Source organism: Acinetobacter sp. G18 (assembly GCF_052660225.1).
This window is the reverse complement of record NZ_CP109658.1, coordinates 207981-229729: the sequence shown is the minus strand read 5'-3', so window position 1 is coordinate 229729 and position 21749 is coordinate 207981. Positions and strand designations below refer to the sequence as shown.

At 39.3% G+C, this 21749-nt stretch carries 20 protein-coding genes; 7 read left to right on the top strand and 13 right to left on the bottom strand.

Annotation, left to right across the window (positions count from 1 at the left end; all coding sequences use genetic code 11):
* Window positions 1-117: 117 nt before the first annotated feature.
* Complete coding sequence (locus NE363_RS01035) at window positions 118-666, bottom strand: helix-turn-helix domain-containing protein (protein ID WP_002117406.1); 549 nt, start codon at window positions 664-666, stop codon at window positions 118-120.
* A 68-nt stretch (window positions 667-734) separates the two neighbouring features.
* Between NE363_RS01035 and NE363_RS01030 the strand changes: the two genes are divergently transcribed.
* Together NE363_RS01030 and NE363_RS01025 are read left to right on the top strand one after the other, a co-directional pair.
* Window positions 735-1430, top strand: a complete 696-nt coding sequence (locus NE363_RS01030; protein ID WP_445535661.1) for an AzlC family ABC transporter permease — start codon at window positions 735-737, stop codon at window positions 1428-1430.
* Window positions 1427-1750, top strand: a complete 324-nt coding sequence (locus NE363_RS01025) for an AzlD domain-containing protein (protein WP_086497235.1) — start codon at window positions 1427-1429, stop codon at window positions 1748-1750. The genes NE363_RS01030 and NE363_RS01025 overlap by 4 nt, the downstream gene beginning before the upstream one ends.
* 40 nt (window positions 1751-1790) lie before the next feature.
* On the opposite strand, the gene ssb is transcribed toward NE363_RS01025, so the two are convergent.
* The 3 genes from ssb to NE363_RS01010 all read right to left on the bottom strand — a co-directional run bounded on the left by ssb (window position 1791) and on the right by NE363_RS01010 (window position 5022).
* The gene (ssb, locus tag NE363_RS01020) at window positions 1791-2378 is read right to left on the bottom strand and encodes a single-stranded DNA-binding protein (RefSeq protein WP_049065869.1); all 588 of its coding nucleotides are present in this window, start codon (window positions 2376-2378) and stop codon (window positions 1791-1793) included.
* 50 nt (window positions 2379-2428) lie between these two features.
* Complete coding sequence (locus tag NE363_RS01015) at window positions 2429-3793, bottom strand: MFS transporter (RefSeq protein ID WP_004705005.1); 1365 nt, start codon at window positions 3791-3793, stop codon at window positions 2429-2431.
* A gap of 146 nt (window positions 3794-3939) precedes the next feature.
* Window positions 3940-5022: a DUF475 domain-containing protein gene (locus NE363_RS01010; RefSeq protein ID WP_004705003.1), complete on the bottom strand. Its 1083-nt coding sequence runs from the start codon at window positions 5020-5022 to the stop codon at window positions 3940-3942.
* A gap of 262 nt (window positions 5023-5284) precedes the next feature.
* On the opposite strand from NE363_RS01010, the gene tenA reads away from it, so the two are divergent.
* From tenA to NE363_RS00995, 3 genes are all read left to right on the top strand, one after another.
* A complete protein-coding gene (gene tenA / locus NE363_RS01005; RefSeq protein ID WP_191105849.1) occupies window positions 5285-5959 on the top strand; it encodes a thiaminase II in 675 nt (224 codons plus the stop codon).
* 64 nt (window positions 5960-6023) lie between these two features.
* Window positions 6024-6395, top strand: a complete 372-nt coding sequence (locus tag NE363_RS01000) for a MerR family transcriptional regulator (protein ID WP_191010601.1) — start codon at window positions 6024-6026, stop codon at window positions 6393-6395.
* A gap of 103 nt (window positions 6396-6498) precedes the next feature.
* On the top strand, window positions 6499-7305 hold the full coding sequence (locus NE363_RS00995) for an SDR family NAD(P)-dependent oxidoreductase (protein ID WP_445535660.1): 807 nt from the start codon (window positions 6499-6501) through the stop codon (window positions 7303-7305).
* A 42-nt stretch (window positions 7306-7347) separates the two neighbouring features.
* Here NE363_RS00995 and NE363_RS00990 read toward each other — a convergent pair whose 3' ends face one another.
* The 4 genes from NE363_RS00990 to NE363_RS00975 form a co-directional block, all read right to left on the bottom strand.
* The gene (locus NE363_RS00990) at window positions 7348-7689 is read right to left on the bottom strand and encodes a GlpM family protein (RefSeq protein ID WP_148356559.1); all 342 of its coding nucleotides are present in this window, start codon (window positions 7687-7689) and stop codon (window positions 7348-7350) included.
* Between the two features lie 52 nt (window positions 7690-7741).
* A complete protein-coding gene (locus NE363_RS00985; protein WP_077168857.1) occupies window positions 7742-8095 on the bottom strand; it encodes a DUF1304 domain-containing protein in 354 nt (117 codons plus the stop codon).
* 65 nt (window positions 8096-8160) lie between these two features.
* On the bottom strand, window positions 8161-9138 hold the full coding sequence (locus NE363_RS00980) for a zinc-binding dehydrogenase (protein ID WP_445535659.1): 978 nt from the start codon (window positions 9136-9138) through the stop codon (window positions 8161-8163).
* 3 nt (window positions 9139-9141) lie between these two features.
* Entirely contained in the window at window positions 9142-9744 is a 603-nt protein-coding gene (locus NE363_RS00975; protein ID WP_437256352.1) for a TetR/AcrR family transcriptional regulator, read from the bottom strand.
* Between the two features lie 297 nt (window positions 9745-10041).
* Here NE363_RS00975 and uvrA point away from each other — a divergent pair, with 297 nt between their 5' ends.
* A complete protein-coding gene (uvrA, locus tag NE363_RS00970) occupies window positions 10042-12873 on the top strand; it encodes an excinuclease ABC subunit UvrA (protein ID WP_445535658.1) in 2832 nt (943 codons plus the stop codon).
* A gap of 37 nt (window positions 12874-12910) precedes the next feature.
* Here uvrA and NE363_RS00965 read toward each other — a convergent pair whose 3' ends face one another.
* On the bottom strand, window positions 12911-14617 hold the full coding sequence (locus NE363_RS00965) for a GGDEF domain-containing protein (protein ID WP_445535657.1): 1707 nt from the start codon (window positions 14615-14617) through the stop codon (window positions 12911-12913).
* A 996-nt stretch (window positions 14618-15613) separates the two neighbouring features.
* Here NE363_RS00965 and omp33-36 point away from each other — a divergent pair.
* A complete protein-coding gene (omp33-36, locus tag NE363_RS00960; protein ID WP_004704985.1) occupies window positions 15614-16516 on the top strand; it encodes a porin Omp33-36 in 903 nt (300 codons plus the stop codon).
* Window positions 16517-16574: 58 nt separating this feature from the next.
* On the opposite strand, the gene NE363_RS00955 is transcribed toward omp33-36, so the two are convergent.
* The 4 genes from NE363_RS00955 to NE363_RS00940 form a co-directional block, all read right to left on the bottom strand.
* Window positions 16575-18542, bottom strand: coding sequence for a BCCT family transporter (locus NE363_RS00955; RefSeq protein WP_077165905.1), 1968 nt, complete (start codon window positions 18540-18542; stop codon window positions 16575-16577).
* A gap of 166 nt (window positions 18543-18708) precedes the next feature.
* On the bottom strand, window positions 18709-19401 hold the full coding sequence (locus NE363_RS00950) for an ion channel (RefSeq protein ID WP_004704983.1): 693 nt from the start codon (window positions 19399-19401) through the stop codon (window positions 18709-18711).
* 170 nt (window positions 19402-19571) lie between these two features.
* Window positions 19572-21287 carry a cation acetate symporter gene (locus tag NE363_RS00945; RefSeq protein ID WP_437256349.1) on the bottom strand — a complete coding sequence of 572 codons (1716 nt, stop codon included), beginning with the start codon at window positions 21285-21287 and terminating at the stop codon, window positions 19572-19574.
* A 1-nt stretch (window position 21288) separates the two neighbouring features.
* The gene (locus tag NE363_RS00940; RefSeq protein ID WP_000372818.1) at window positions 21289-21621 is read right to left on the bottom strand and encodes a DUF485 domain-containing protein; all 333 of its coding nucleotides are present in this window, start codon (window positions 21619-21621) and stop codon (window positions 21289-21291) included.
* Window positions 21622-21749: the final 128 nt, after the last annotated feature.

Here is a 21749-nt window from a genome sequence, read left to right as displayed (position 1 = left end):
GCCATTTTTGTAATAAAAGAGAGAGCCAATTGCAAAATTTATACGCAAAATTGGCCCTTTTTATATTGGATGAGGGTAAGTAATTTTTAGTTTTTATTTTAATGAGCTTGAAATTCTTTAGTTTTGTTCAGAAATTAATAACGCCTTTGTTCCTGTTTCTAAGGCTCTAAATATATGCTTTTGATCGGCTGGATAACAAATATAGTCCCCAACTCCAAGCTCAACTGCCTCATCAATTAAACCTACTAAAGCTTTGCCTTCGACCACAATAATGTGCTCCACAGAACCAACTGGATGAGGTTCTGAAAGACGGTCTTCACCCGGCTCCACAATCAATAAATATACATCACGGCGCGCATGCGGTGGACAAGTCGCCAACAAAATTGCTTTGTAATTGGCAATCTCGGAACTCACCGTTGGCCCATCGCCACAGCGAATGACTTGCACTTGATTGCTTGGTTCTTCCATCAAGCGTGCAAATGGAATATTGAGCGCAACACAAAGTGCCCATAAGGTTTCAATGCTTGGGTTACCTTGCCCGGCCTCTAACTGCGAAAGTGTAGATTTGGCAACACCTGCACGTCGAGCAACTTCTGCCAATGAAAGCCCTGCTCTTTGGCGTTCACGCGTTAAACCTTTGGCAATAATTTCAATTGGCTGAGACATTCACAACATCCGTTCTATAAAAAAAACGATCGTTCGTTTTGACAAAACAATCAGACTTATTCATTATAATGGAAAATCGTTCGTTATATCATGCTATGTCCACATACGCTCTCATTAAAAAACTTAGTAAAGACACAACCCGCTCGATTTTCTTTGTGTGTCTAGCAACCAGTGTGGTTGGTATGTCTTTAGGTTCACTCGCTGCAAGTTATGGCTTAACGCTCTGGATCCCGCTTTGCCTATCTGTCTTTGTGCTCGCAGGAACTGCTGAATTTATTTTTATTGGATTCTTGGCTGTAGGTGGTAGCCCAATTGCGGCTGCAATTGCAGGACTACTCGTCAATTTAAGGCACTTACCTTTTGGTATTGCGGTCAATGAACTAATCCGAGGTAAATTCTCTCAGTATTTTGGGTCTCACATCATGAACGATGAAAGCGTTTTGTTTGGCATGGCACAACCTGACTTCGAGACAAAAAAAGCTGCTTATTGGTTGTGTGGTATAGGCATTATGCTGACTTGGCCACTTGGTGTCACGGCGGGTTATTTTATTGGAAGTGCTATTCCAGACCCTAAAACATTTGGCTTAGATGCAATTTTCCCTGCCATTTTAATTGCACTTACTTTTAATGCTTTAAAGAACAAATCGACTCGGAAAGCTGCATTTGCCGGATCAACTTTAGCGCTGATGACTACACCTTTTTTGGCCTCAGGACTTCCAATTCTGATTTCGCTTTTTGGCTTGATATGGGGTAGAAGGAAATGAGTCAACAGTTACTTATTATTGTAGGAATAGCTCTACTTGCACTTGGAACGTACAGTATTCGTTTTGCTGGCTTTCACTTAGGTGCCAAGTTTTCGTTTTCTGAAAAATACCAAGTTTTACTCTCAAATGGCGCAACCGTTTTGCTCTGTGCCATTGCGGTGACCACTACATTTTTTGAAGGCCAACATTTCGCAGGTTTTGCGCGTATATTTGGGGTGACACTAGCATTGTTCTTGGTTTGGAAAAAAGTACCGCTGTTATTGGTGATTTGTTTGGCTGCTGTTGGCACGGCAGTTCTACGTTTGCTGGGAATTGAATAATAAAAAAGGCGAGATAAACTCGCCTTTTTTGAAACTTTGATTAGAACGGTAAATCATCGTCTAAATCAGCTGGTGCAGATGCTGGTTGTTGCGGCGCTTTAGGAGCAAAACCACCACCTTGCGGGCTATTGCCACCATTACCGAAACCACCTTGATTACCATAACCACCACCATTGTTTTGACCGTAGCCGCCACCTTGGTTGTTATTATTTTGATAACCGCCACCTTGTTGAGGTGCGTTAAAACGTGGTTGATTAAAATCATTACCGCCAGCGAAACCTTGTTCACCTTGTTGACGAGCATCTAACATTTGCATCTGGTCGCCACGGATTTCTGTCGTATAACGCTCTTGGCCATTTTGATCTGTCCACTGACGTGTACGTAATGAACCTTCAATGTAAACCTTAGAACCTTTACGTAAAAACTGCTGAGCAATTTCCCCTAAACGGTTATGCAAAACAATACGGTGCCATTCTGTTTGTTCTTTACGTTCACCTGTATTTTTATCAGTCCAAGATTCACTTGTCGCGATCGAAAATTGGGTCAACGAGCCCCCATTTGGAAAAGTTTTTGTTTCAGGATCACGACCCAAAGTACCAACCAAAATAACCTTATTTACACCACGCATTAGCTGTCTTCATCCTATAATTTCTATGTTTTACTTTATAAGAGTTATGCTTAAATGGCTACCTCTTTACCAAACAACTGCGTTAAATCACGTCGTGCAGCATCATCAAGAGTCTGTTTATCGACTTTAATATAAGCAACCTGCTGGTCAGGCATCACCACAACTTCTTCAATACCACGAATTGCCAATAGCTGTGTGGTCCACTCATTCACCTGTTGCACTTGCGGTAATGGCAACACAATAGATGACAGATACCGCGGCTGAGCTAAACCAAAACTAATTAGCAGCCATATTATAGCAATCCCTGCTAAGACACTCCATCCAATCGCAGTATTATGTAACATCAATAATTGACCACCTAGCGTGCCACCAAAAAAAGCACCTAAGAACTGGCTACTGGCATTTACACCCATAGCGGTAGCTTTCGACTGAATTGGAGCAGACTTTGATAACCAAGAAGGCAATAAAGCCTCCATTACATTAAAGGCAATAAAGAAAATACCTAAGCCTGCGAGCAAGACATATTTAGACTGATAACCAAATATGAGAAGCAGCAACCCCACAATAATGCCTGTAATTGCCGTTAAGAAAATGCCTCGCATTTTGCGATATTTTTCAGCGATGATAATGCTTGGAAATGCAAAAAATAAACTAATCACCAACAGTGGCAAATACACCAAGCCGTGGCTCGCCAGAGGAATATGCGCAAACTCGATCAGCTGTGAAGGCACATAAATAAACATGGCTGTCAGCAATAAATGCAATGCAAAAACCGAAACGTGTAAACGGTTTAAATCACCCATTTGAATGACTTGCTTAAGCTGCGCCATATAGCCTTGCTGATAATTACGATGATGGCGGGTCACTTTAGGTACAAGCAATAGCATCGAAATCGCGATTAAGCCCATAATTGTGGTCACAAAGAATAGACCAGAAATACCGACAAGACTTGTGAGCCAAGGCCCAAGGCTAAACGCGACAACAAAAGATAAACCAATACTCATGCCCATAGCAGCCATGGCTTTAGTACGCTGCTCTTCACGCGTCACATCAGCTAAAAGTGCCATGACCACTGCCGAAACCGCACCAGCGCCAGCGATGGCACGGCCAATAATGACGCCATAAATCGTGTCAGATAAACCCGCAATTGCACCACCAATAGCAAAAAGCAATAAGCCAAAGACTACAAGCGGTTTACGGCTAAAACGGTCAGCCAGCAAGCTAAATGGAATTTGTAAAATCGCCTGACTTAGACCATATACACCTACGGCCAAACCAATAAGTGCCGGAGTCGCATATTGATATGACTGCCCGACTACAGAGAAGACAGGAATAATCATGAACAAACCCAACATGCGTAGCGCAAAAATACTACTTAAAGCAAAAGTTGAGCGGCGTTCCAAAGCATTCATCATATCAATACACGTTATCAAACTAGGCAAATTATAAGCCGATTCGTTTCTAAAAATACGGGAGAGATGATTTAAAATAACGATTTCGGCTTAAAAAAATAAAGAGGCATTTAGCCTCTTTATAATATCGAACTTTACTGAAAATTAGCTTAAGGCGACTCTTGCTCGCGCTTGGTATATTGAATTGAAGCAATGACAGCCCACACAATAAACGCTACACCAATTAACCCTGTGACCACTTCAGGTACATGCACACCCGTACCGCTTGCAATCATAATGAATGCTAAAGCACCAATTGCATAATGTGCACCATGTTCCAAGAACACGTAAGCATCTAGCGTACCTTTTTCAACAAGATAAACAGTCATTGAACGAACAAAAATAGCACCAATCGCAAGACCCAGCATAATCACAACAACATCGCTGGTAATTGCAAATGCACCAATCACACCGTCAAAACTAAATGATGCATCTAATACTTCAAGATATAAGAAACCGCCTAAACCAGCTTTAACCACACCAGACGCAGCACCCGAGCCATCTTGTAATACAGCATTACCATTTTCATCAATTTCAGGCTCACCACCTAGTAAGTGACTTAATACTTCAACGCCAATATAAACCACAATGCCCCAAATACCGGCCATGGTCACGGCTAAACGTTGATGATCATCTACATAACCTGCCATCACAATTAAAGCGATTAAAGCAAGGAATACTGACATTGCTGGTACGCTAGCCAAACTCGTAAGTTTAGATTCAAGCCATCTAAACCAATGCGTTTCTTTTCCATCATCGAAGAAGAAGTTTAGGAAAACCAACAACAGGAATGTTCCACCAAAAGCTGAAATTTCAGCGTGGTGCGCCATTAAGCGCTCAGAATAAGTTTTCGGATCATTGAGTGCCAGTTTTGCAACTTCAATTACCCCCATATCTGCGGTTACTGCAACAATCACAACAGGGAAAATCAAACGCATACCAAAAACGGCGATTAAAATGCCCACCGTTAAAAAGATCATTTTCCAGAACGGATCCCAATTACGCAAAACCGATGCATTCACGACAGCATTGTCAAAAGATAAAGAAACCTCCATTACAGCTAAAATTGCGGTAATGGTTAAAGCTTTAAGCATGGTAGACACGCCAGCTTCAGGCCCATGGGTAAAACCCCAATACGCGGATAGTGCTAAACACACCACCGTAAAAAATATCGAAAATCGGAAATGCTTCATGGATCAGACCTATACCAAGAACTAAATTTAATCTTTCTTAAAACCGCGGTTATTATATCGATAATTAATCACAAAACGATGTTGTTTTGTGCCGTTATTCTCTTTACTTTATCCCTCTGTTTAATAAAGAAATTTATAATTCTTAATTAACTGGTTAATCGTATTAAATATTTTCTTTCGATATATCTATTATTATTATTTTTGTATTTTAAAATTGATTTAAAATCTGGTTCAGCTGTCTTATTTTAAATGGAATGAATTTATGCTTTTTTCTCAAGAACTCTGGCAACGTAATTTAAATTTATATCAAAAAATTCTCGACCTGCCTTTTAATCAGGAACTTGCTAGCGGTACTTTAGATAAAGAAGCATTTTGTCATTATGTTATTCAAGATGCTCAATATTTAGTGGCGTATGGCCGTGTACTTGCTGTTGCAGCAGCCAAAGCCTTTGATGCTGACGATATTATGCAGTTCTCTGATGCCGCAAAAATTGCAATTGTGGTTGAACGTAGCTTACATGATGACTTCATGAAAAACTTTGGCGTAAGCAAAGAAGAATTTCAAAATACACCATTAACCTTGGCAGGCCATCATTACACTTCATTTTTAACCGCAACGGCTTGGTCAGAAAGCTACCCTGTTGTACTTGCTTCACTTTTACCTTGTTTCTGGATTTACGCTGAAGTTGGTAAAGATATTGTAAGCAAATCAGTTGCTAATAATCCTTACCAAGCATGGGTTGATACCTATGCTGGCGAAGAGTTCCATACGGCTGTTCGTAATGTGATTGCGACTGTAGACAAAGTCGCAGCACGTTGTGATGCAGACACACTAGAAAAAATGCATGCCGCTTACACGATGGGTGCAAAACTTGAGTGGTTATTTTGGGATAGCGCCTACCATCAAAGACAATGGTTAGGTTTAGACCATATTTAAAACTTTAAAAGAATCGATCAGTTTGTTCATACCTGATCGATTCTTAATAAAATGCGAGATAAGTATGTATATCGGCGAATTAGCATCTTTAACTGGAGCCACACCTAAAGCCATTCGGCATTATGAGAAATTAGGCTTACTGCCAGTCGCAAAAAGAAAAGGCAATTATCGTATTTATGAAGAGATTGATGTCAAATCAGTTAAGATGATTCGCCTTGCACAAGCAGTAGGATTTAGCCTTTCTGAGCTTTATGAGTTGTCAGCTTTAAAATATAAAAATAATCGCTTTCCGGTAGAAATTGCGCAGCAACTTATTCAAAAAAAGAATCAACAAATTATTGAACAAAAAGAAGCATTAAATCGTTTGCAACTAGATTTAAAACAACTGGAAGATGAGATTATTGAAACTTATATTGCCAGTAAAATTTCTGCTTAAAATGATGCATAAAAATCTAAAAATAGCTTTTGAATTTAGCGCTTGACTCTGTCCTTAGGGACAAGGTTTATCGTAAGGACTTCATGTATTACGGATAAATAAAATGAGCGCTCATCTTTCTACATTTAAAAATTCAACAGCATTAATAACAGGAGCATCTTCAGGAATAGGTAAAGCGTATGCTAAAAAAATTGCATCTTTAGGAATCCACCTGATTTTAACAGCACGCTCCGAAGAAAAACTAAATGATTTAGCCGATGAACTGAGAAAAAAATATAGCGTAAATGTTGAAGTGATTGTTTTAGATTTAGCTCAACCCAATTCAGCTCAAACCTTATTTAATGAAGTGCAGGCAAGAAAATTATCGGTAGAAATTTTAATTAACAACGCAGGATTTGGAAAATGGACCAAGTTCCTTGATCAATCGATTTCTACCTATCAAGAAATGATTACACTTAACATCAGCAGTGTAACGTCTTTATGTTATCTGTTTTTGCCACATATGCTTTCGAACAAAAAAGGCATCATGATTAATATTTCATCGACAGGTGCCTTTCAACCTCTCCCTTATATTGCTGTTTATGGCGCAACTAAATCTTATGTTTTGCAGTTTACTGAAGCACTTGCAGGGGAATATGGCACTTCGGGTGTTAAGTTTATCGCTGTTTGCCCAGGCAATACCGAAACCAATTTTACTCAGGTCGCAAATGCTGATACCAGTGGAATGAAAAGCTCTACAGTAGATGATGTTGTCTCTGCTACAGTTCGAGCATTAGATAAAAATAAAGCGACGGTTGTAGTGGGATGTAGCAATTATTTAACGTCTCAATTGCCACGAATTCTTTCCCGCAAAAAAATGATTAATTTAGTTGAAGGCATGCTCAGAACGCGTGTTCTTGAGCAGTCATAAAAAATACTTCAATTTAAAAGATTAAGGGTTTCTCTTAATCTTTTAATGCTGAAACAACTGCCACCCATAAATTAAACCTGCCGCAGCGACCACCCAACATAAGGTTGCCAAGCCCAGACACGACCACATCGACACGCGTGTTGCTAGCATGTAAACCGCAACTAAATAAATGGCATAAGGAATAAGTGACCATAGACCAAACAGAGCCGTTTTTTGTAATGCTTCGGCTCCTTTTTGCTGAAAAACAATCACATGAGCAATTAAAGCAAAAGTAGGAAAAAGTGGGACTAAACCTGCAATATAAAATGCCTTACTTTTCGATAAAATCGAAATAATGAGGACAACCCCAGCCCCTAACATACATTTTAAAAATAACGCCCACATGTGCCGATCCTACCTGATCATTTCCATAACAAAACGCTGTATTGTGCGCTTTTTAAAGAAAATTAACAGCGACTAAAGCAATCAATGCAGGAACTGCCTGAATATAAATAATCTTTTTACTGGCAGTTAGACCACCATAAATACCTGCAATCAGTACACAACCTAAAAAGAAGTTAGCAATTGATGTGGCAAACGGCGCATCAGCCAATAAAGACCAAAATAAACCCGCAGCTAAAAAGCCATTATAAAGCCCTTGATTTTGTGCCATGACTTTAGTGAGTTTTGCTTTTTCAGCATTATTTCCAAAGGCTTTCATGCCATAAGGTTTGTCCCATAAAAACATTTCTAACACTAAAATATAGACATGTAATATGGCTATAAGCGCAATGAGTATTTGTCCGACCATACGGTTTTCCTTTTTATTTTAAAGATATGAAAAAAGATCAGTCTCTCGACTGATCTTTTAGTGTGTTACGGTTTTAACAATACTTTGCCTTGTCGAGCACCTTGCGTTGCTCTTTGGGCAGCTGTTTTAATCTCATCAAAACTAAACACGCCTTCTACAGGTAGAATTAATTTTTTCTGAGTCGCTAGCGTTAGCAGCTCAACGATCAGTTCCTTTTTACGTTCTGCTGGCATTTCTTTGTTGACCACACTTGCCCAGAAACCTTTTACTGTCGCTTGTTTGAAAATTAAATCACCAGATGAAATCTGCATGGTTTCACCAGTCATACTGCCAAACGAAACCAATAGACTATTTTCACTGAGTAAATTCAGCATTTCACCACTTGCACTGCCACCAATCGAGTCCACACCAGCAATCAGCGGTTGGTCACCATGAATCTGTTTAACTTGCTCTTTCCAATTCGGCTGATCGGTGGCAACAACATATTGGATGCCTAATGCTTGCATCTCAGCAATTGCATCAGTACGACGAACCAGATTAATCACTGGTAAACCACGTGCCTGCGCAATCATGGCAACTGTTTTACCGACTGCACCATTTGCCGTGTTTTGAATGAGCCATTGACCCGGTTGAACATTTACAAAGTCTAAAAGCATAAGCGCACTAATTGGCATACCAATCAGCTGTGCTGCTGTCTCATCATCAATTTCATTATTTAAAGGAATAAGGCCTTGAGCTGGTGCAATAAAGTATTCAGCCCAACTTCCATGTACAGCCGCCACTGCAATACGCTGCCCTATTTGTACATGAGTAACGCCTTCACCCAAGGCATCAACAATACCAACGCCTTCACTACCACCAATCGCAGGTAAAGTTGGCTTATAACCATAGCTTCCACGTACTGTCCATACATCATGATTATGAATTGGAGACATAATGGTTTTAATACGCACTTCGCCTGCTTTTGGTTCTGGCTTTGGCATATCCGCCTGCTCTAAAACTTCTACAGGTTCGCCAAAATTACGATGGATAATACTTCGCATGCTTTATTCCTCTATCGGTTTTATGAGTTGTTGGGTCGTTTCTAAGGCTAGGTGTAAATGTGCTTTGTCTTGCGACAATTTTGTGAGTAAAGCGGCACCTAACCATAACTGATACATGACTTGCGCAGTTTTTAAAGGCTCAATGTGTTTTGGAATTGACCCTTCTTGTTGTCCGTCTTTGAGTAACAAAGCCAAACGTTGCGTCAGTTTATGCACACCGTCATTCAGTATTTGGCGCATATCTTCTGATAAGTCAGAAACCTCTGCTGCCAGTTTCACAATCAGACAGTTTTCAGCCCAGCTACCATTTACCGGATCATCAATCCATGCCTGCCATAAGGCCATTAACCGCGCATGAGCACTTTGCTCACTGTGTTGCCAAAGTTGTTCTACTCTAACTTTATAGTCAGCCATGTATTGCTCTAGCAAGGCACAGCCGAATGCCTCTTTCGAAGCAAAGTAGTGATAGAACGAACCTTTAGGTACGTCACAAGCCTTTAAGATTTCTTGCAAACCAACACCGACAAACCCTTTACGTAGTACTAGCTCAAAGCTGGTATCTAAAATGTGTTGTCGCGTGCTTTCGCTTTTGTTTAATCGTTTCATGCATGCACCATACCCCACTAATAGACCAGTCGTCTAGTGAAATTATGTTACGCGTTAAAATTTTGTTCAGAGTAGAAATGTAGAACGAGGAGTGTTAAAAATACAATCTGCTTATTTAAACAAATTTTGTCGATTGTCGTTTAACCGTCACAATTTGTCGCTTTAAATCATTTTGTAGCACTTGAACAATTTTAAATCGTTATCATATATAGGGTCTGTTGTTTATAACCAGTCACACCTCCCTGCGGCTGATCAATCGACACCTAAATTTTCATTAATACATAATTGAGATGTTTTATGAGCCAAAGTCATATCCGTATTCGAGGCGCACGTACCCATAACTTAAAAAATGTGTCACTCGATATTCCACGCGATAAATTTGTGGTGATTACGGGGCTATCAGGTTCAGGAAAATCTTCTCTTGCCTTCGATACCTTGTACGCCGAAGGACAGCGCCGTTACGTCGAATCGCTTTCAGCGTATGCCCGCCAGTTTTTATCGCAAATGGAAAAGCCTGAAGTCGACTCGATTGAAGGTTTGTCCCCAGCAATTGCCATTGAGCAAAAATCTACTAGTCATAACCCACGTTCAACGGTGGGTACGATTACCGAAATTTATGACTATTTACGTTTGCTTTATGCACGTGTTGGTACACCATATTGCCCTGAACACGACTTGCCGATGGTTGCGCAAACCGTTTCTGAAATGGTCGATGCGGTAAAAAACCTTGAGGAAGGCACAGCACTCATGTTGCTTGCCCCAGTGGTTCGTGAACGTAAAGGTGAATACAGTAACCTGTTCGAACAACTACAAGGCCAAGGTTTTGTTCGCGCGCGTGTAGATGGTGAAATCATTGATATTGATACGCCACCAGAACTCGACAAAAAGAAAAAACACACCATCGAAGTTGTGGTTGACCGTTTTAAAGTGCGTGATGATTTAGGCAATCGTATTGCTGAATCATTTGAAACCGCACTTCGTTTAGGTGGCGATATTGCTGTTTTATCATGGATGAATGGCGAACACCCAGATCGTGTTTTTTCTGCAAAGCACTCATGCCCTGAATGTGACCGTGCTGTGGCAGAGCTTGAGCCACGTTTATTCTCATTTAACAACCCATTCGGTGCCTGCCCTGTTTGTGATGGATTAGGTACACGCAGTCATTTTAGTTCTGAAAAGCTCATTCCAAATCCTGATCTTGCAATTAGTGAAGGAGCAATTCGTGGATGGGATCGTCAACGTCCATATTACTATTCAATGCTACAAAAAGTTGCAGACCATTTTGGTTTTCAACTTGATACGCCTTGGAACCAGTTAGATAAAGACACTCAAAAGAAATTCTTACAAGGCACTGGCAAAGAAAAAATCGATTTAAGCTATATCGATGAACGTGGTCGTAAACATAATCGCGTGCAACCTTTTGAAGGGATTTTGCCGCACCTTGAACGTCGTTACCGTGAAACTGAAAGTAACTATGTACGTGATGATTTAGCTCAATATCTCTCTAATGCAGCGTGTGATGCATGTGATGGCTCACGTCTAAATGAAATTTCACGCCATGTTCGTGTAAAAGACAAAACGATTGCTGACATTACCCGCATGTCAATTGGCGATGCCGAAAGTTACTATCAAGATTTAAACCTTGAAGGTGCTAAAGGTGAAATCGCCGATAAAATCTTTAAAGAGATTCGTGAACGTTTACATTTCTTGGTGAGTGTTGGACTTAACTATTTAAGTTTAGCTCGTTCTGCCGAAACGTTATCGGGTGGTGAAGCACAGCGTATCCGTTTAGCCTCACAAATTGGTGCAGGTTTAATGGGCGTCATGTATGTACTCGATGAACCGTCTATTGGTTTGCATCAACGTGATAACGATCGTTTATTACAAACCCTGATTCGCTTACGTGATTTAGGCAACACGGTATTAGTTGTTGAACACGATGAAGACGCCATTCGTGCAGCCGACCATATTATTGATATCGGGCCGGGTGCGGGTGTACATGGCGGCGTGATTATTGCTGAAGGAACTTATGATGAATTGGCTGAACATGCCGACTCACTCACAGGACAATACCTTTCTGGCAAACTCAAAATTGAAGTGCCAAAAAAACGCACTGAGTCGCCACGTCCAGATGAAGTCATCAAACTTTTAGGTGCAGCAGGCCACAACTTAAAAAATGTCGATTTAACCATTCCTCTTGGCATTATGACCTGTGTGACTGGTGTTTCAGGTTCGGGTAAATCAACACTGATTAACCGTACTCTGCTTCCATTGGCCGCAACACAGCTCAATGGTGCAACAACCTTAACAGCTGAAAAGTTTGACTCAATTGATGGCCTACAACATCTAGATAAAGTCGTTGATATTGACCAAAGCCCGATTGGACGTACCCCACGTTCTAACCCTGCAACGTACACAGGGCTATTTACACCAATCCGTGAGTTATTTGCTCAAACGCCAGAAGCGAAAGCCCGTGGTTATAGTGCAGGCCGTTTCTCGTTTAACGTGAAAGGTGGACGCTGTGAAGCCTGTGAAGGCGACGGCATGATTAAGGTCGCAATGCACTTCTTACCAGATATGTATGTACCTTGCGATGCCTGTCATGGCAAACGTTATAACCGTGAAACGCTTGAAGTCGGCTATAAAGGCAAAAACATTTCTGATGTCTTAGAAATGACGGTTGAAGATGCTGCTGAATTCTTTAGTGCCATTCCAGTCATCCACCGCCGCTTAGAAACCTTAACTCAGGTGGGCTTAGGCTATATTCGTTTAGGTCAGGCTGCAACTACACTTTCTGGTGGTGAAGCCCAACGTGTAAAACTCGCACGTGAGTTAGCTAAACGAGATACGGGTAAAACTTTATATATCTTGGATGAACCAACAACAGGTCTACATTTCCATGATATTGCCAAGCTACTCGATATTTTGCATGAGCTACGTAACAAGGGTAATACCATTGTGGTGATTGAACATAACCTTGATGTGATTAAAACAGCGGACTGGGTTGTCGACTTAGGTCCTGAAGGCGGCTCAGGCGGTGGTATGATCATTGCCGAAGGTACACCTGAACAAGTGGCTGAGGTTGAGATTTCCCATACGGGTCGTTTCTTGAAACCGATGTTGAAATAAGAAATTTAAAAAAGCCGGAAATTAGTTTCCGGCTTTTTTACCCCTCTACGACATTTCGACCCCGAGCTTTAGCTCTTAAAAGTGAACGGTCTGCTTTTTCTAATAGCTCCATCCAACTTGTCGCCCCAATCGCAAAACCGATACTGACAGAGATATGCAATTTTTCATCCGAGCCAGATAAATCAATTCCTTCTAAAGAAATCGCAATACGAATTTTCTCTGCCAATAGACGCGCATCTAAAAACGGTATCTGCTCTAACAAGATTAAGAACTCATCACCACCGTAACGAACAATTAAATCTGAAGCACGCACATTCGCTTTTAACTGATCTGCAATACGGCTAATGACTTGATCACCCACAATATGACCATATTGATCATTCACATCTTTAAAGCGATCTATATCAATAATCATCAAACAGGTTTTTGAAAATTTATTTGGATAACTCTCAACAATTTTTAAATATTCTGCTAGAGCCAAACGATTAGATACACCAGTTAAAGGATCTGTATTGGCTATATTTTTAAGTTGAAATTCAAATGCATCTCTTTGCTTAAGCATTTTTTGCAAACGATCAATTGCCTCAAACAGTGAAATAAACTCACCCTTTTTAGAATTCAAATCATCTACTGGATAGTCTGTGCTCTGAGACAGCTCAAGAATTAAAGTACGCGCTTGAATAAGAGGTTCAAAGACTCTTCTCTTCGCATAAATTAAAGTGAGTAAAGCAGCCGCTAAAGATATGCTCGAAATAAGTAAAGTCAGAAAGAATTTCTTTTTTGCTAAGTATTTCTCTTGAACCGCAATTGAGACACTCTTATTAAGTAGAAACTTTTGTAAATCAATAACGGTGGTAAATTTACCAACAATATGGTCGGTAAGTTGATTAGCTGTTAAGTGATAAGCCTCGTGTTTTTGGCTTTCATCTAAAAGCTGACCAACAATAGGCACGCCTTTATCCAAAAACTCAGTTTTAACTCTTGAATAAAGCCGATGATATTCTTGAGTCTTAGCCTGTTCAGACTGTAATGTGTCTACAAGCGCCCATAAATATCGTGCTTGTTGTTGAGTCTGCAAAGAACGGGCCCGATTGTCATTGGGAATCGTTTCTTTAAAAGTAATGGGTGCAATAACATTGGATGCAGTGCGACCAGCCTGATCACGCATATCGGTTAATACAACAATCAAAGTAAAATAGTTATTAATTTGGCTGTCTTTACTTTTTAACTGTAACATCAGCTTTTGCAACACATCTCGGCAGCTATCCCAAGCACCAAACATCGCTAAAATTGCATTATCAAGCTTTTCGGAAGTTCTCGCCTGCTGGGGTGTAGCAACATAATCATCTACAACTGTACGTGCGCTCTTTAAGTCACTCTTAAATTTAGTATTTAAAATATCAGCTAAATCCGAATAGCCCTCTTCTCTTAAAACTCGAATCGTTTCATCAATTTGTTGATCAACACTAAAACGATATTGTTTTAAATTCTGTTGGTTTTTTAGAAAGTCAGCAGAGTTACTCGACATTAATTTATTTGCTGGTGCACGTTCTTTTGATACTTTATTTGCAACTTCAGCAATTAATTTTAAGCTTTTGATTTCAATCAAAGCTTGTTTGGTTTTTAAATATTCTTGATAACTACTGACAATAAGAGGCACAGCCATAAACAGTAACGACAGAATAATGACCAACATAAAGAAAAATAGTCGATTACTGATATGTTCTGAACGTAATCCTGACATTTCTAGTTGGTACTCCGTAAATGTCCTACCATAATCACTGCTAAAGAATGAAGTAAGTAATGCGCATCCTAGCACTTTACTGAACAGAAGTTCAGCAACAAAGCTCAGGTAATATGATTAAGGGCGTCATCTTTACATTTCATAAAATATCTCATCGAATATGTAAATGATGGAATGACTATATTAAATCTCTATTTTACAAATACAGTAAGCTTCATAATTCTATAAAAACCTGCTTTTGTTGTTAAATGGCTCTCCAAACATCAGAAACCCAACATTAAATTGGATTTATTTTTATACAAAGGAAAAACGTTAAATTTCATGTAATTTTTTTAACAAATATTAATGTTTTCTTATAGATAAAAAAAAGCTCAACCTTGGGGAAAGCTGAGCTCGTAAAGTCTGATGTGATGCCACATCGTATCTGGTAAAGTCTTACTAACTTTAAAAATGTTAGATAGTAAACTTTGCAATTGAATTGTGTGACTTATCTCTAATTTTGTAAAGTTGATTAAATTGATCAGAATTAATTTTTTAATCGTTTTTTTGATTTAAAAACGTATTTTTTTTGCCTTATTCAATTATATAATAATTCAAAATAGATATATTATTTAGATAAACTTATCAAAATAGTGTTAACCATTACTCAAAATTTATAAAAACTGAAACAAGAACAATATTTGAGTGGTTATTTAATAAGCAAATCGACACATTAGTTAACGTTAAAACCGATTAATAAAATCATTTTTTCCAATTATAAATGTAATTATTTTTAAATCATTTGATGTTAAATCCATATGAAGCTTAAGGTTTAGCTTCTTGTTAATGCTAATTTTTTTAGTTGGTTGACATAAACCAATTCGATTGATGGTTATTTAACCATTTTTAACATAAGTGTCAAATTTCCTTAACATTACAATTCAACTATTATTGACTTCATAAATTGTTACAATACAATGACCCCAGCTTTATCTCTTGTTAACGCTGGAAATGATTATGAAAAAACTTGGTTTAGCCACTGCTGTATTATTAGCCATGACCGGTGCTCATGCTTATCAATTTGAAGTTCAAGGTCAATCTGAATATGTTGACACAACTGCAAACGATAAAAACTTCACTGGTGACGTTGCTGGTACATACTACTTAAAAAATGTTGATACCACTAAAGGTCCTTTAGCTGAAGCAGCTTTCTTGAACCAAGCTTCTAGCGTGTCTTTAGGTTACAGCTACCAACAATATGACCAAAACAACGGCTTAAACTACCGTGTAGGTACATACGGTGTTAAAGGTGAGGCATACGTTCCAACTCCTTACCTTCCTGTATATGCTAGCGCTACTTATAACCACACTGACGTTGATGGTAAAAACGCGATTTCTCGTGATGACCAAGGCGACCGTTATGCATTAGAAGTTGGTGCAATGTTGTTACCTAACTTCTTGATGACTGTTGGTTATACAAGCGTTGCTAATCAATTCGCTTTAGATAACTTCGGTATCATCAGCAACGGTATCTACTCTGCTGTTAACCAAACTGCTGCAATCCAAAACGATCAAGATGCTGTTACAGCTCGTGCTAAATATGTAGGTCCAATCGACGGAACTAACATGGCAATCGGTTTTGAAGCTGCTGGTGCTTTCGGTCAAGAAAACCAATACGGTTTAAAAACTGACCTTTACTTAACTCCTAAGTTAAGCGTTGGTGCTGCATTCATCGGTAACGACGGCGTAGCAAACATCAAAGGTAACGACCTTGGTGAATTCCGCCAAGCTTGGGGTGGTAACGTAAACTACTTCATCACTCCAGCAGTAGCTGTTGGTGCGTCTTACATGAAAGCTGACGTTAAAAATGCAAGCAACGATACTCAAACTATCGGCTTAAATGCTAAATTCCGTTTCTAATTTAATTTAGAAATTGAATTCAAAAAAAGGACTCTATCGAGTCCTTTTTTTATGGTCGCTAACTTCGTACGATATTTAAGAAATGTAAATGACGCTCATACTGGTCAATAATATCCTGAATCAAATCTTCTTGAGTCCAGTCCATTACATCATAGTTTTGTCCGCCCTCTCTCAAAAATACCTCGGCTTGGAAATATTGCCCGTCTTCAGCTTCTGTACGCCCAATTAAAAAACTTGGTGGTACTGTTTCACGTGAAACAACTTTATAAATAAAATTAATTTCATGATGGTGATCGACTCGAAGTTGCATACCATCTTCAACTTCACTAATCGATACCTCAAGGTGACGACGCTTAAACTCATGCTTGATATTTTCAAAAGCACTATAAACTTGCTTTTCAATATATTGCTTAACCTCTTCTTCACTATGTGGATAGTGCATGATTAGGCCTAAACGTTGCTGCCAACTTCTCGGATTATGAATTGCACGTGGGGTAATTCGAGCTTCCTGAATTGCTTGCATTTTCGTGACATCAAGATGCAAAGCTTTTATTAATCCCCAGCTCATTAAAAGCATGACCACAGTAAATGGTAATGCACTCATAATGATTGAAGACTGCAATGCAGCAAGTCCACCTGCTAAAAGTAAAATAATAGCCAGCACTGCCATGAGTACTGTCCAAAACAAACGTTGCCACGTCGGTGAGTTATCAGTTTTTGCAGTTAAGTAATCAGTAACCAGCGCACCAGAGTCAGCCGAAGTCACAAAGAAAAGAATAACTAATATTGTTGCAATAACATTCATGACACCAGACCAAGGTAAGTGTCCTAAAAATTCAAATAATGCAACTGAAGAGTCTTGCTGAACAGCCTGAATGAGAGTGGTTTGATGTTCCTGAATAATACTAAATAATGCAGCATTTCCTAAAAAACCCATCCAGATAATGGTAAAACCAGTCGGAATAAGTAGGACACCCACAATAAATTCACGGATAGTACGTCCACGTGAAACCCTTGCGATAAACATACCCACAAATGGTGACCATGAAATCCACCAAGCCCAATATAAAATAGTCCATCCCCCAATCCATCCATTTGGCTGATAAGCATATAAATTGAATGTCATGGTAAATAGGTTAGAAATATACTGACCCGTGTTTTGAATAGTAGTTTGCAGTAAATAAATACTAGGCCCAGCGATAAAAACAAATACTAATAAGATTAAGGCTAAAACTAAGTTTAGCTCTGATAAACGTTTGACTCCTTTATCAAGTCCTAAGAACACAGATAATGAAGCTAAAATACTCACAAAAATAATGAGTAAAACTTGAATATGAGTACTTTGCTCTATACCGAGTAAATAATGTAAACCAGAGTTAATTTGAGTAACACCAAAACCCAGAGAAGTCGCTACACCAAATACGGTACCAATGGTCGCAAAGATATCAATGCTGTCACCCCAAGGCCCATAAATCTTTTTACCAATGAGTGGATAAAGAGCAGAACGGGTCTTTAGGGGTAAATTATGACGATAAGCAAAATATGCTAATGCTAAACCAACCACTGCATAAATTGCCCACGCATGTAAGCCCCAGTGGAAAAAAGTCACACGTAAGGCTTGCTGGGCTGCATCAATGGTCTGTGCATCTCCACTTGGTGGATTGACATAATGCATGACAGGTTCAGCAACACCGAAAAACATTAAGCCAATACCCATACCCGCAGTGAACAGCATGGCAAACCATGAACCGTTACCATATTCAGGCTGGCTATGGTCGGGCCCTAATTTAATTCGTCCAATCGACGAACAGGCAATATAAATGAGCAGAATAAGAAAAAAAGCAACCGATAAAACATAAAACCAGCTAAATGAATCAGTGATCCACTGTTTTAAATGCTGCGTTAGAAGTTCGAAAGAACTCGGAGCAATCACAACTACTGCCAAGAACAAAGCAATAATGATGACCGTACCCAAAAAGACATTGGGATTAACATTTGCGAACCAACTCGTTTGTTTGGAAGGCATAAATCCTCCATGTTATTTTTAATGAAAATGACAGGCCTAAAGCCAATAAAGACATTCAGAAATGAATAAAGCTATATCTTTCAATAGAGAAAGCTGATAATACTTTAAATAAACTTAAAGAATATTGCAGTTACAAAGGTGTAAATAAATTGAAACATCTCCTTCTTTATTTATCAGAATTCTTTTTGGGTGCATGTGAGATGTACTGTAATGCAATTAAACGCGTAACGATAAGTGCTAGATACATCACCCCACAAAACATTTGTAGCATTGCTAAAACACGTGCTGGTGGACTAAGAGGCATTAGGTCAGACAGCCCCGTTGCTGACTGCAAACTAAAGCTTAAAAACAGTAAATCTAGCCAGGTTTGTATGTGATGTACATGGTTTGGATTTTGAAAGCTATTGGGAATTAATAGCTGACAAATGTTGTATAAAAACGCAAAACCCCAAGCAATTAATGTAAAAACAGCTGCGGCTGCAAACAGTTCATCTCGTGTTAAATATCGGTCGGCAAACATATAACGAAATAAACCATAAGCTGCCGAAAAATAAGCTAAAGCTTCACAAGTATGGGCAAAAATTTGGATCGTTAAATTGCCATAGCCTAATAAAATAAATGCTGAAGATAGAATTGCTCCACTTACAAATGTGAGACCTAAAAAAGTAAACATCGGAGTTTGACGAATAACCTTAGCAATAATAAGTAAAGCAAGAACTCCCAACGCCCAAGTGAAGGTTCTATATGCCTCATTATCAAAAGTCAGCATGGCCAAAATAAGTAAAATGAATTGCACAAACAGCAACCATGCCGAAGGCAGCAATCGAAAGCTTGCCCAGAACTCGATGATAGATCGCATTTAATTATTTTCCATTTTTTCGTTATGTTTTGAATTATAGAAAATCATACTGTACAAAAAATAGGATAAACAAGTTGTTCTTTATTAAGGAGCTTCTTATTAATAACTATATGGGAGAAACAAAAAAAGCCCCGCAGGGCTTTTTATGAAATATTTAATACGTTTTGATTTTAGTGATCTGATGCACCAGAAGCACCAATACCTGTCATTGAACGTACATATTGTGCATCGAAAGCAGCGCGTTCTTTTTTCGCACGTACTGAGTTATCAGTCACGGAGAAGAACCAGCAGCAAAGGAACGACAATGGCATAGCAAATAACGCAGGACCGTTGAATGGGTTAATTGGTGTATCAGAGATTTTTAACGTATCTACCCAAACTGCTTTAGATAAGATAATCAGTACAACTGCGGTTACCAAACCAACCACTCCACCAATTACTGCACCACGAGTAGTTAAACCTTTCCAGAACATTGAAAGAACAAGTATCGGGAAGTTTGCACAACACGCTACAGAGAACGCTAAGCCCACCATAAACGCTACGTTTTGCTTTTCAAACAAGATACCCAAAATCATGGCAAAGATTGCTAAACCAAGTGTTGCAATTTTTGACATACGGAGTTCAGAAGCTGGAGTAGTTTGACCTTTCTTAAATACGTTAGCGTATAAGTCGTGAGAAATTGCAGATGCACCTGAAAGTGTTAAACCAGCAACAACAGCAAGAATCGTTGCAAACGCTACCGCTGAAATGAAGCCCATAAATAAGTCACCGCCTAAAGCGTCACTTAAATGCACGGCTGCCATGTTGTTACCACCAACAAGCTCAAGCTTGCCTGTCATAGCCATTTTTGCAACATCAAGGAACTGTGGGTTGTTTGATACAAACAGGATCGCACCAAAACCAATAATGAAAGTTAAAAGATAGAAGTAACCAATGAAACCTGTTGCAACTACAACCGACTTACGCGCTTCTTTTGCATCTTTCACGGTGAAGAAACGCATAAGAATATGTGGAAGACCTGCTGTACCAAACATGAGTGCTAAACCAAGAGATAAGGCATCAATTGGGTTTGCTGCAAGTTTACCCGGACCCATAATTTTAGAAGCGTCTTCAAAGCTGATGCTATGAACTTTACTAAATACTTCAATTGATTGGGTAAACATATTGCTGAAGCTAAATCCAACTGCTTTCATGACCATAAATGCCATGAAGGTCGCACCGCTCAGTAACATCACTGCTTTAATGATTTGTACCCATGTGGTTGCCAACATGCCACCAAAAATTACGTATGCCATCATTAATAGACCAACGATGACAACCGCAATGTTGTAGTTCAAACCAAATAGCAATTTGATGAGCTGACCTGCACCTACCATTTGCGCAATTAAGTAAAACGCGACCACAACAAGTGAACTCAAAGCAGCTAAAGTACGAACTGGTTTTTCTTCAAGGCGGAATGAAACGACATCGGAAAGGTTATATTTACCGAGGTTACGTAAGCGCTCTGCTACCAAGAATAAAACGATTGGCCAACCGACCATGAATCCGAGTGAATAAAGCAAGCCATCAAAACCAGAGCTAAACACCATTGCGGAAATACCAAGGAAAGACGCCGCTGACATATAGTCACCTGCAATCGCCAAACCATTTTGGAAACCACTAATTCCCCCACCCGCAGTATAGAAGTCTTGTGCTGATTGAGTTTGTTTTGCAGCCCATTTAGTAATGAACAGTGTGAAACCAACAAAGATGACAAACATGATAATGGCATGCCAGTTGGTTGCTTGTTGCTCTGCTTCACCTAAGTCTGGGCTTGCCATAGCAACAGTTGAATATAGCGATGCTGCACCCATTAGGGCTTTCGCTTTTAATGAATTCCATTTCATATTAGTGTAGTCCTTTCTCGTGCGTGATGGCTTCAACTTCCTTCAACGCTTCTTCACTCAATTGGTCAAGGGTATTATTTGCGATATAGGAATAGACACCACAGAGTAGGAAAGATAAAACAATAATTCCTAAACCTAGCGGGATACCCCATGTCGTTACACCACCACTAAAGGAACTCATCAAAAATTCTTTGTTGTAGCCCACAAGTAGCATAAAGCCCACATATAGCACTAACATGATGATTGTGAGCGTCCAGCTTAATGCACTTTTTTTCTTGACCATTTTTTGAAACTTTGGATTACGTAGAATCTGTTCTACTTGGCTCTGATCCATAACCAAACTCCTTACCTAGTGCCCAACCTTGGTCACTTTTTTTAATGTATTTTTTCATAATTAAAGTTAGCAAGATTCCAGCTTAGTCGTAACTTAGACTTTGGTCGTTAAAATTTAATCAATTTATA

What these genes read in the sequence shown, in the direction of transcription:
- NE363_RS01035 (WP_002117406.1), bottom strand. Translation starts at nt 666, where the DNA reads ATGTCTCAGCCAATTGAAATTATTGCCAAAGGTTTAACGCGTGAACGC.
- NE363_RS01030 (WP_445535661.1), top strand. Translation starts at nt 735, where the DNA reads ATGGAAAATCGTTCGTTATATCATGCTATGTCCACATACGCTCTCATT.
- NE363_RS01025 (WP_086497235.1), top strand. Translation starts at nt 1,427, where the DNA reads ATGAGTCAACAGTTACTTATTATTGTAGGAATAGCTCTACTTGCACTT.
- ssb (WP_049065869.1), bottom strand. Translation starts at nt 2,378, where the DNA reads ATGCGTGGTGTAAATAAGGTTATTTTGGTTGGTACTTTGGGTCGTGAT.
- NE363_RS01015 (WP_004705005.1), bottom strand. Translation starts at nt 3,793, where the DNA reads ATGATGAATGCTTTGGAACGCCGCTCAACTTTTGCTTTAAGTAGTATT.
- NE363_RS01010 (WP_004705003.1), bottom strand. Translation starts at nt 5,022, where the DNA reads ATGAAGCATTTCCGATTTTCGATATTTTTTACGGTGGTGTGTTTAGCA.
- tenA (WP_191105849.1), top strand. Translation starts at nt 5,285, where the DNA reads ATGCTTTTTTCTCAAGAACTCTGGCAACGTAATTTAAATTTATATCAA.
- NE363_RS01000 (WP_191010601.1), top strand. Translation starts at nt 6,024, where the DNA reads ATGTATATCGGCGAATTAGCATCTTTAACTGGAGCCACACCTAAAGCC.
- NE363_RS00995 (WP_445535660.1), top strand. Translation starts at nt 6,499, where the DNA reads ATGAGCGCTCATCTTTCTACATTTAAAAATTCAACAGCATTAATAACA.
- NE363_RS00990 (WP_148356559.1), bottom strand. Translation starts at nt 7,689, where the DNA reads ATGTGGGCGTTATTTTTAAAATGTATGTTAGGGGCTGGGGTTGTCCTC.
- NE363_RS00985 (WP_077168857.1), bottom strand. Translation starts at nt 8,095, where the DNA reads ATGGTCGGACAAATACTCATTGCGCTTATAGCCATATTACATGTCTAT.
- NE363_RS00980 (WP_445535659.1), bottom strand. Translation starts at nt 9,138, where the DNA reads ATGCGAAGTATTATCCATCGTAATTTTGGCGAACCTGTAGAAGTTTTA.
- NE363_RS00975 (WP_437256352.1), bottom strand. Translation starts at nt 9,744, where the DNA reads ATGAAACGATTAAACAAAAGCGAAAGCACGCGACAACACATTTTAGAT.
- uvrA (WP_445535658.1), top strand. Translation starts at nt 10,042, where the DNA reads ATGAGCCAAAGTCATATCCGTATTCGAGGCGCACGTACCCATAACTTA.
- NE363_RS00965 (WP_445535657.1), bottom strand. Translation starts at nt 14,617, where the DNA reads ATGTCAGGATTACGTTCAGAACATATCAGTAATCGACTATTTTTCTTT.
- omp33-36 (WP_004704985.1), top strand. Translation starts at nt 15,614, where the DNA reads ATGAAAAAACTTGGTTTAGCCACTGCTGTATTATTAGCCATGACCGGT.
- NE363_RS00955 (WP_077165905.1), bottom strand. Translation starts at nt 18,542, where the DNA reads ATGCCTTCCAAACAAACGAGTTGGTTCGCAAATGTTAATCCCAATGTC.
- NE363_RS00950 (WP_004704983.1), bottom strand. Translation starts at nt 19,401, where the DNA reads ATGCGATCTATCATCGAGTTCTGGGCAAGCTTTCGATTGCTGCCTTCG.
- NE363_RS00945 (WP_437256349.1), bottom strand. Translation starts at nt 21,287, where the DNA reads ATGAAATGGAATTCATTAAAAGCGAAAGCCCTAATGGGTGCAGCATCG.
- NE363_RS00940 (WP_000372818.1), bottom strand. Translation starts at nt 21,621, where the DNA reads ATGGATCAGAGCCAAGTAGAACAGATTCTACGTAATCCAAAGTTTCAA.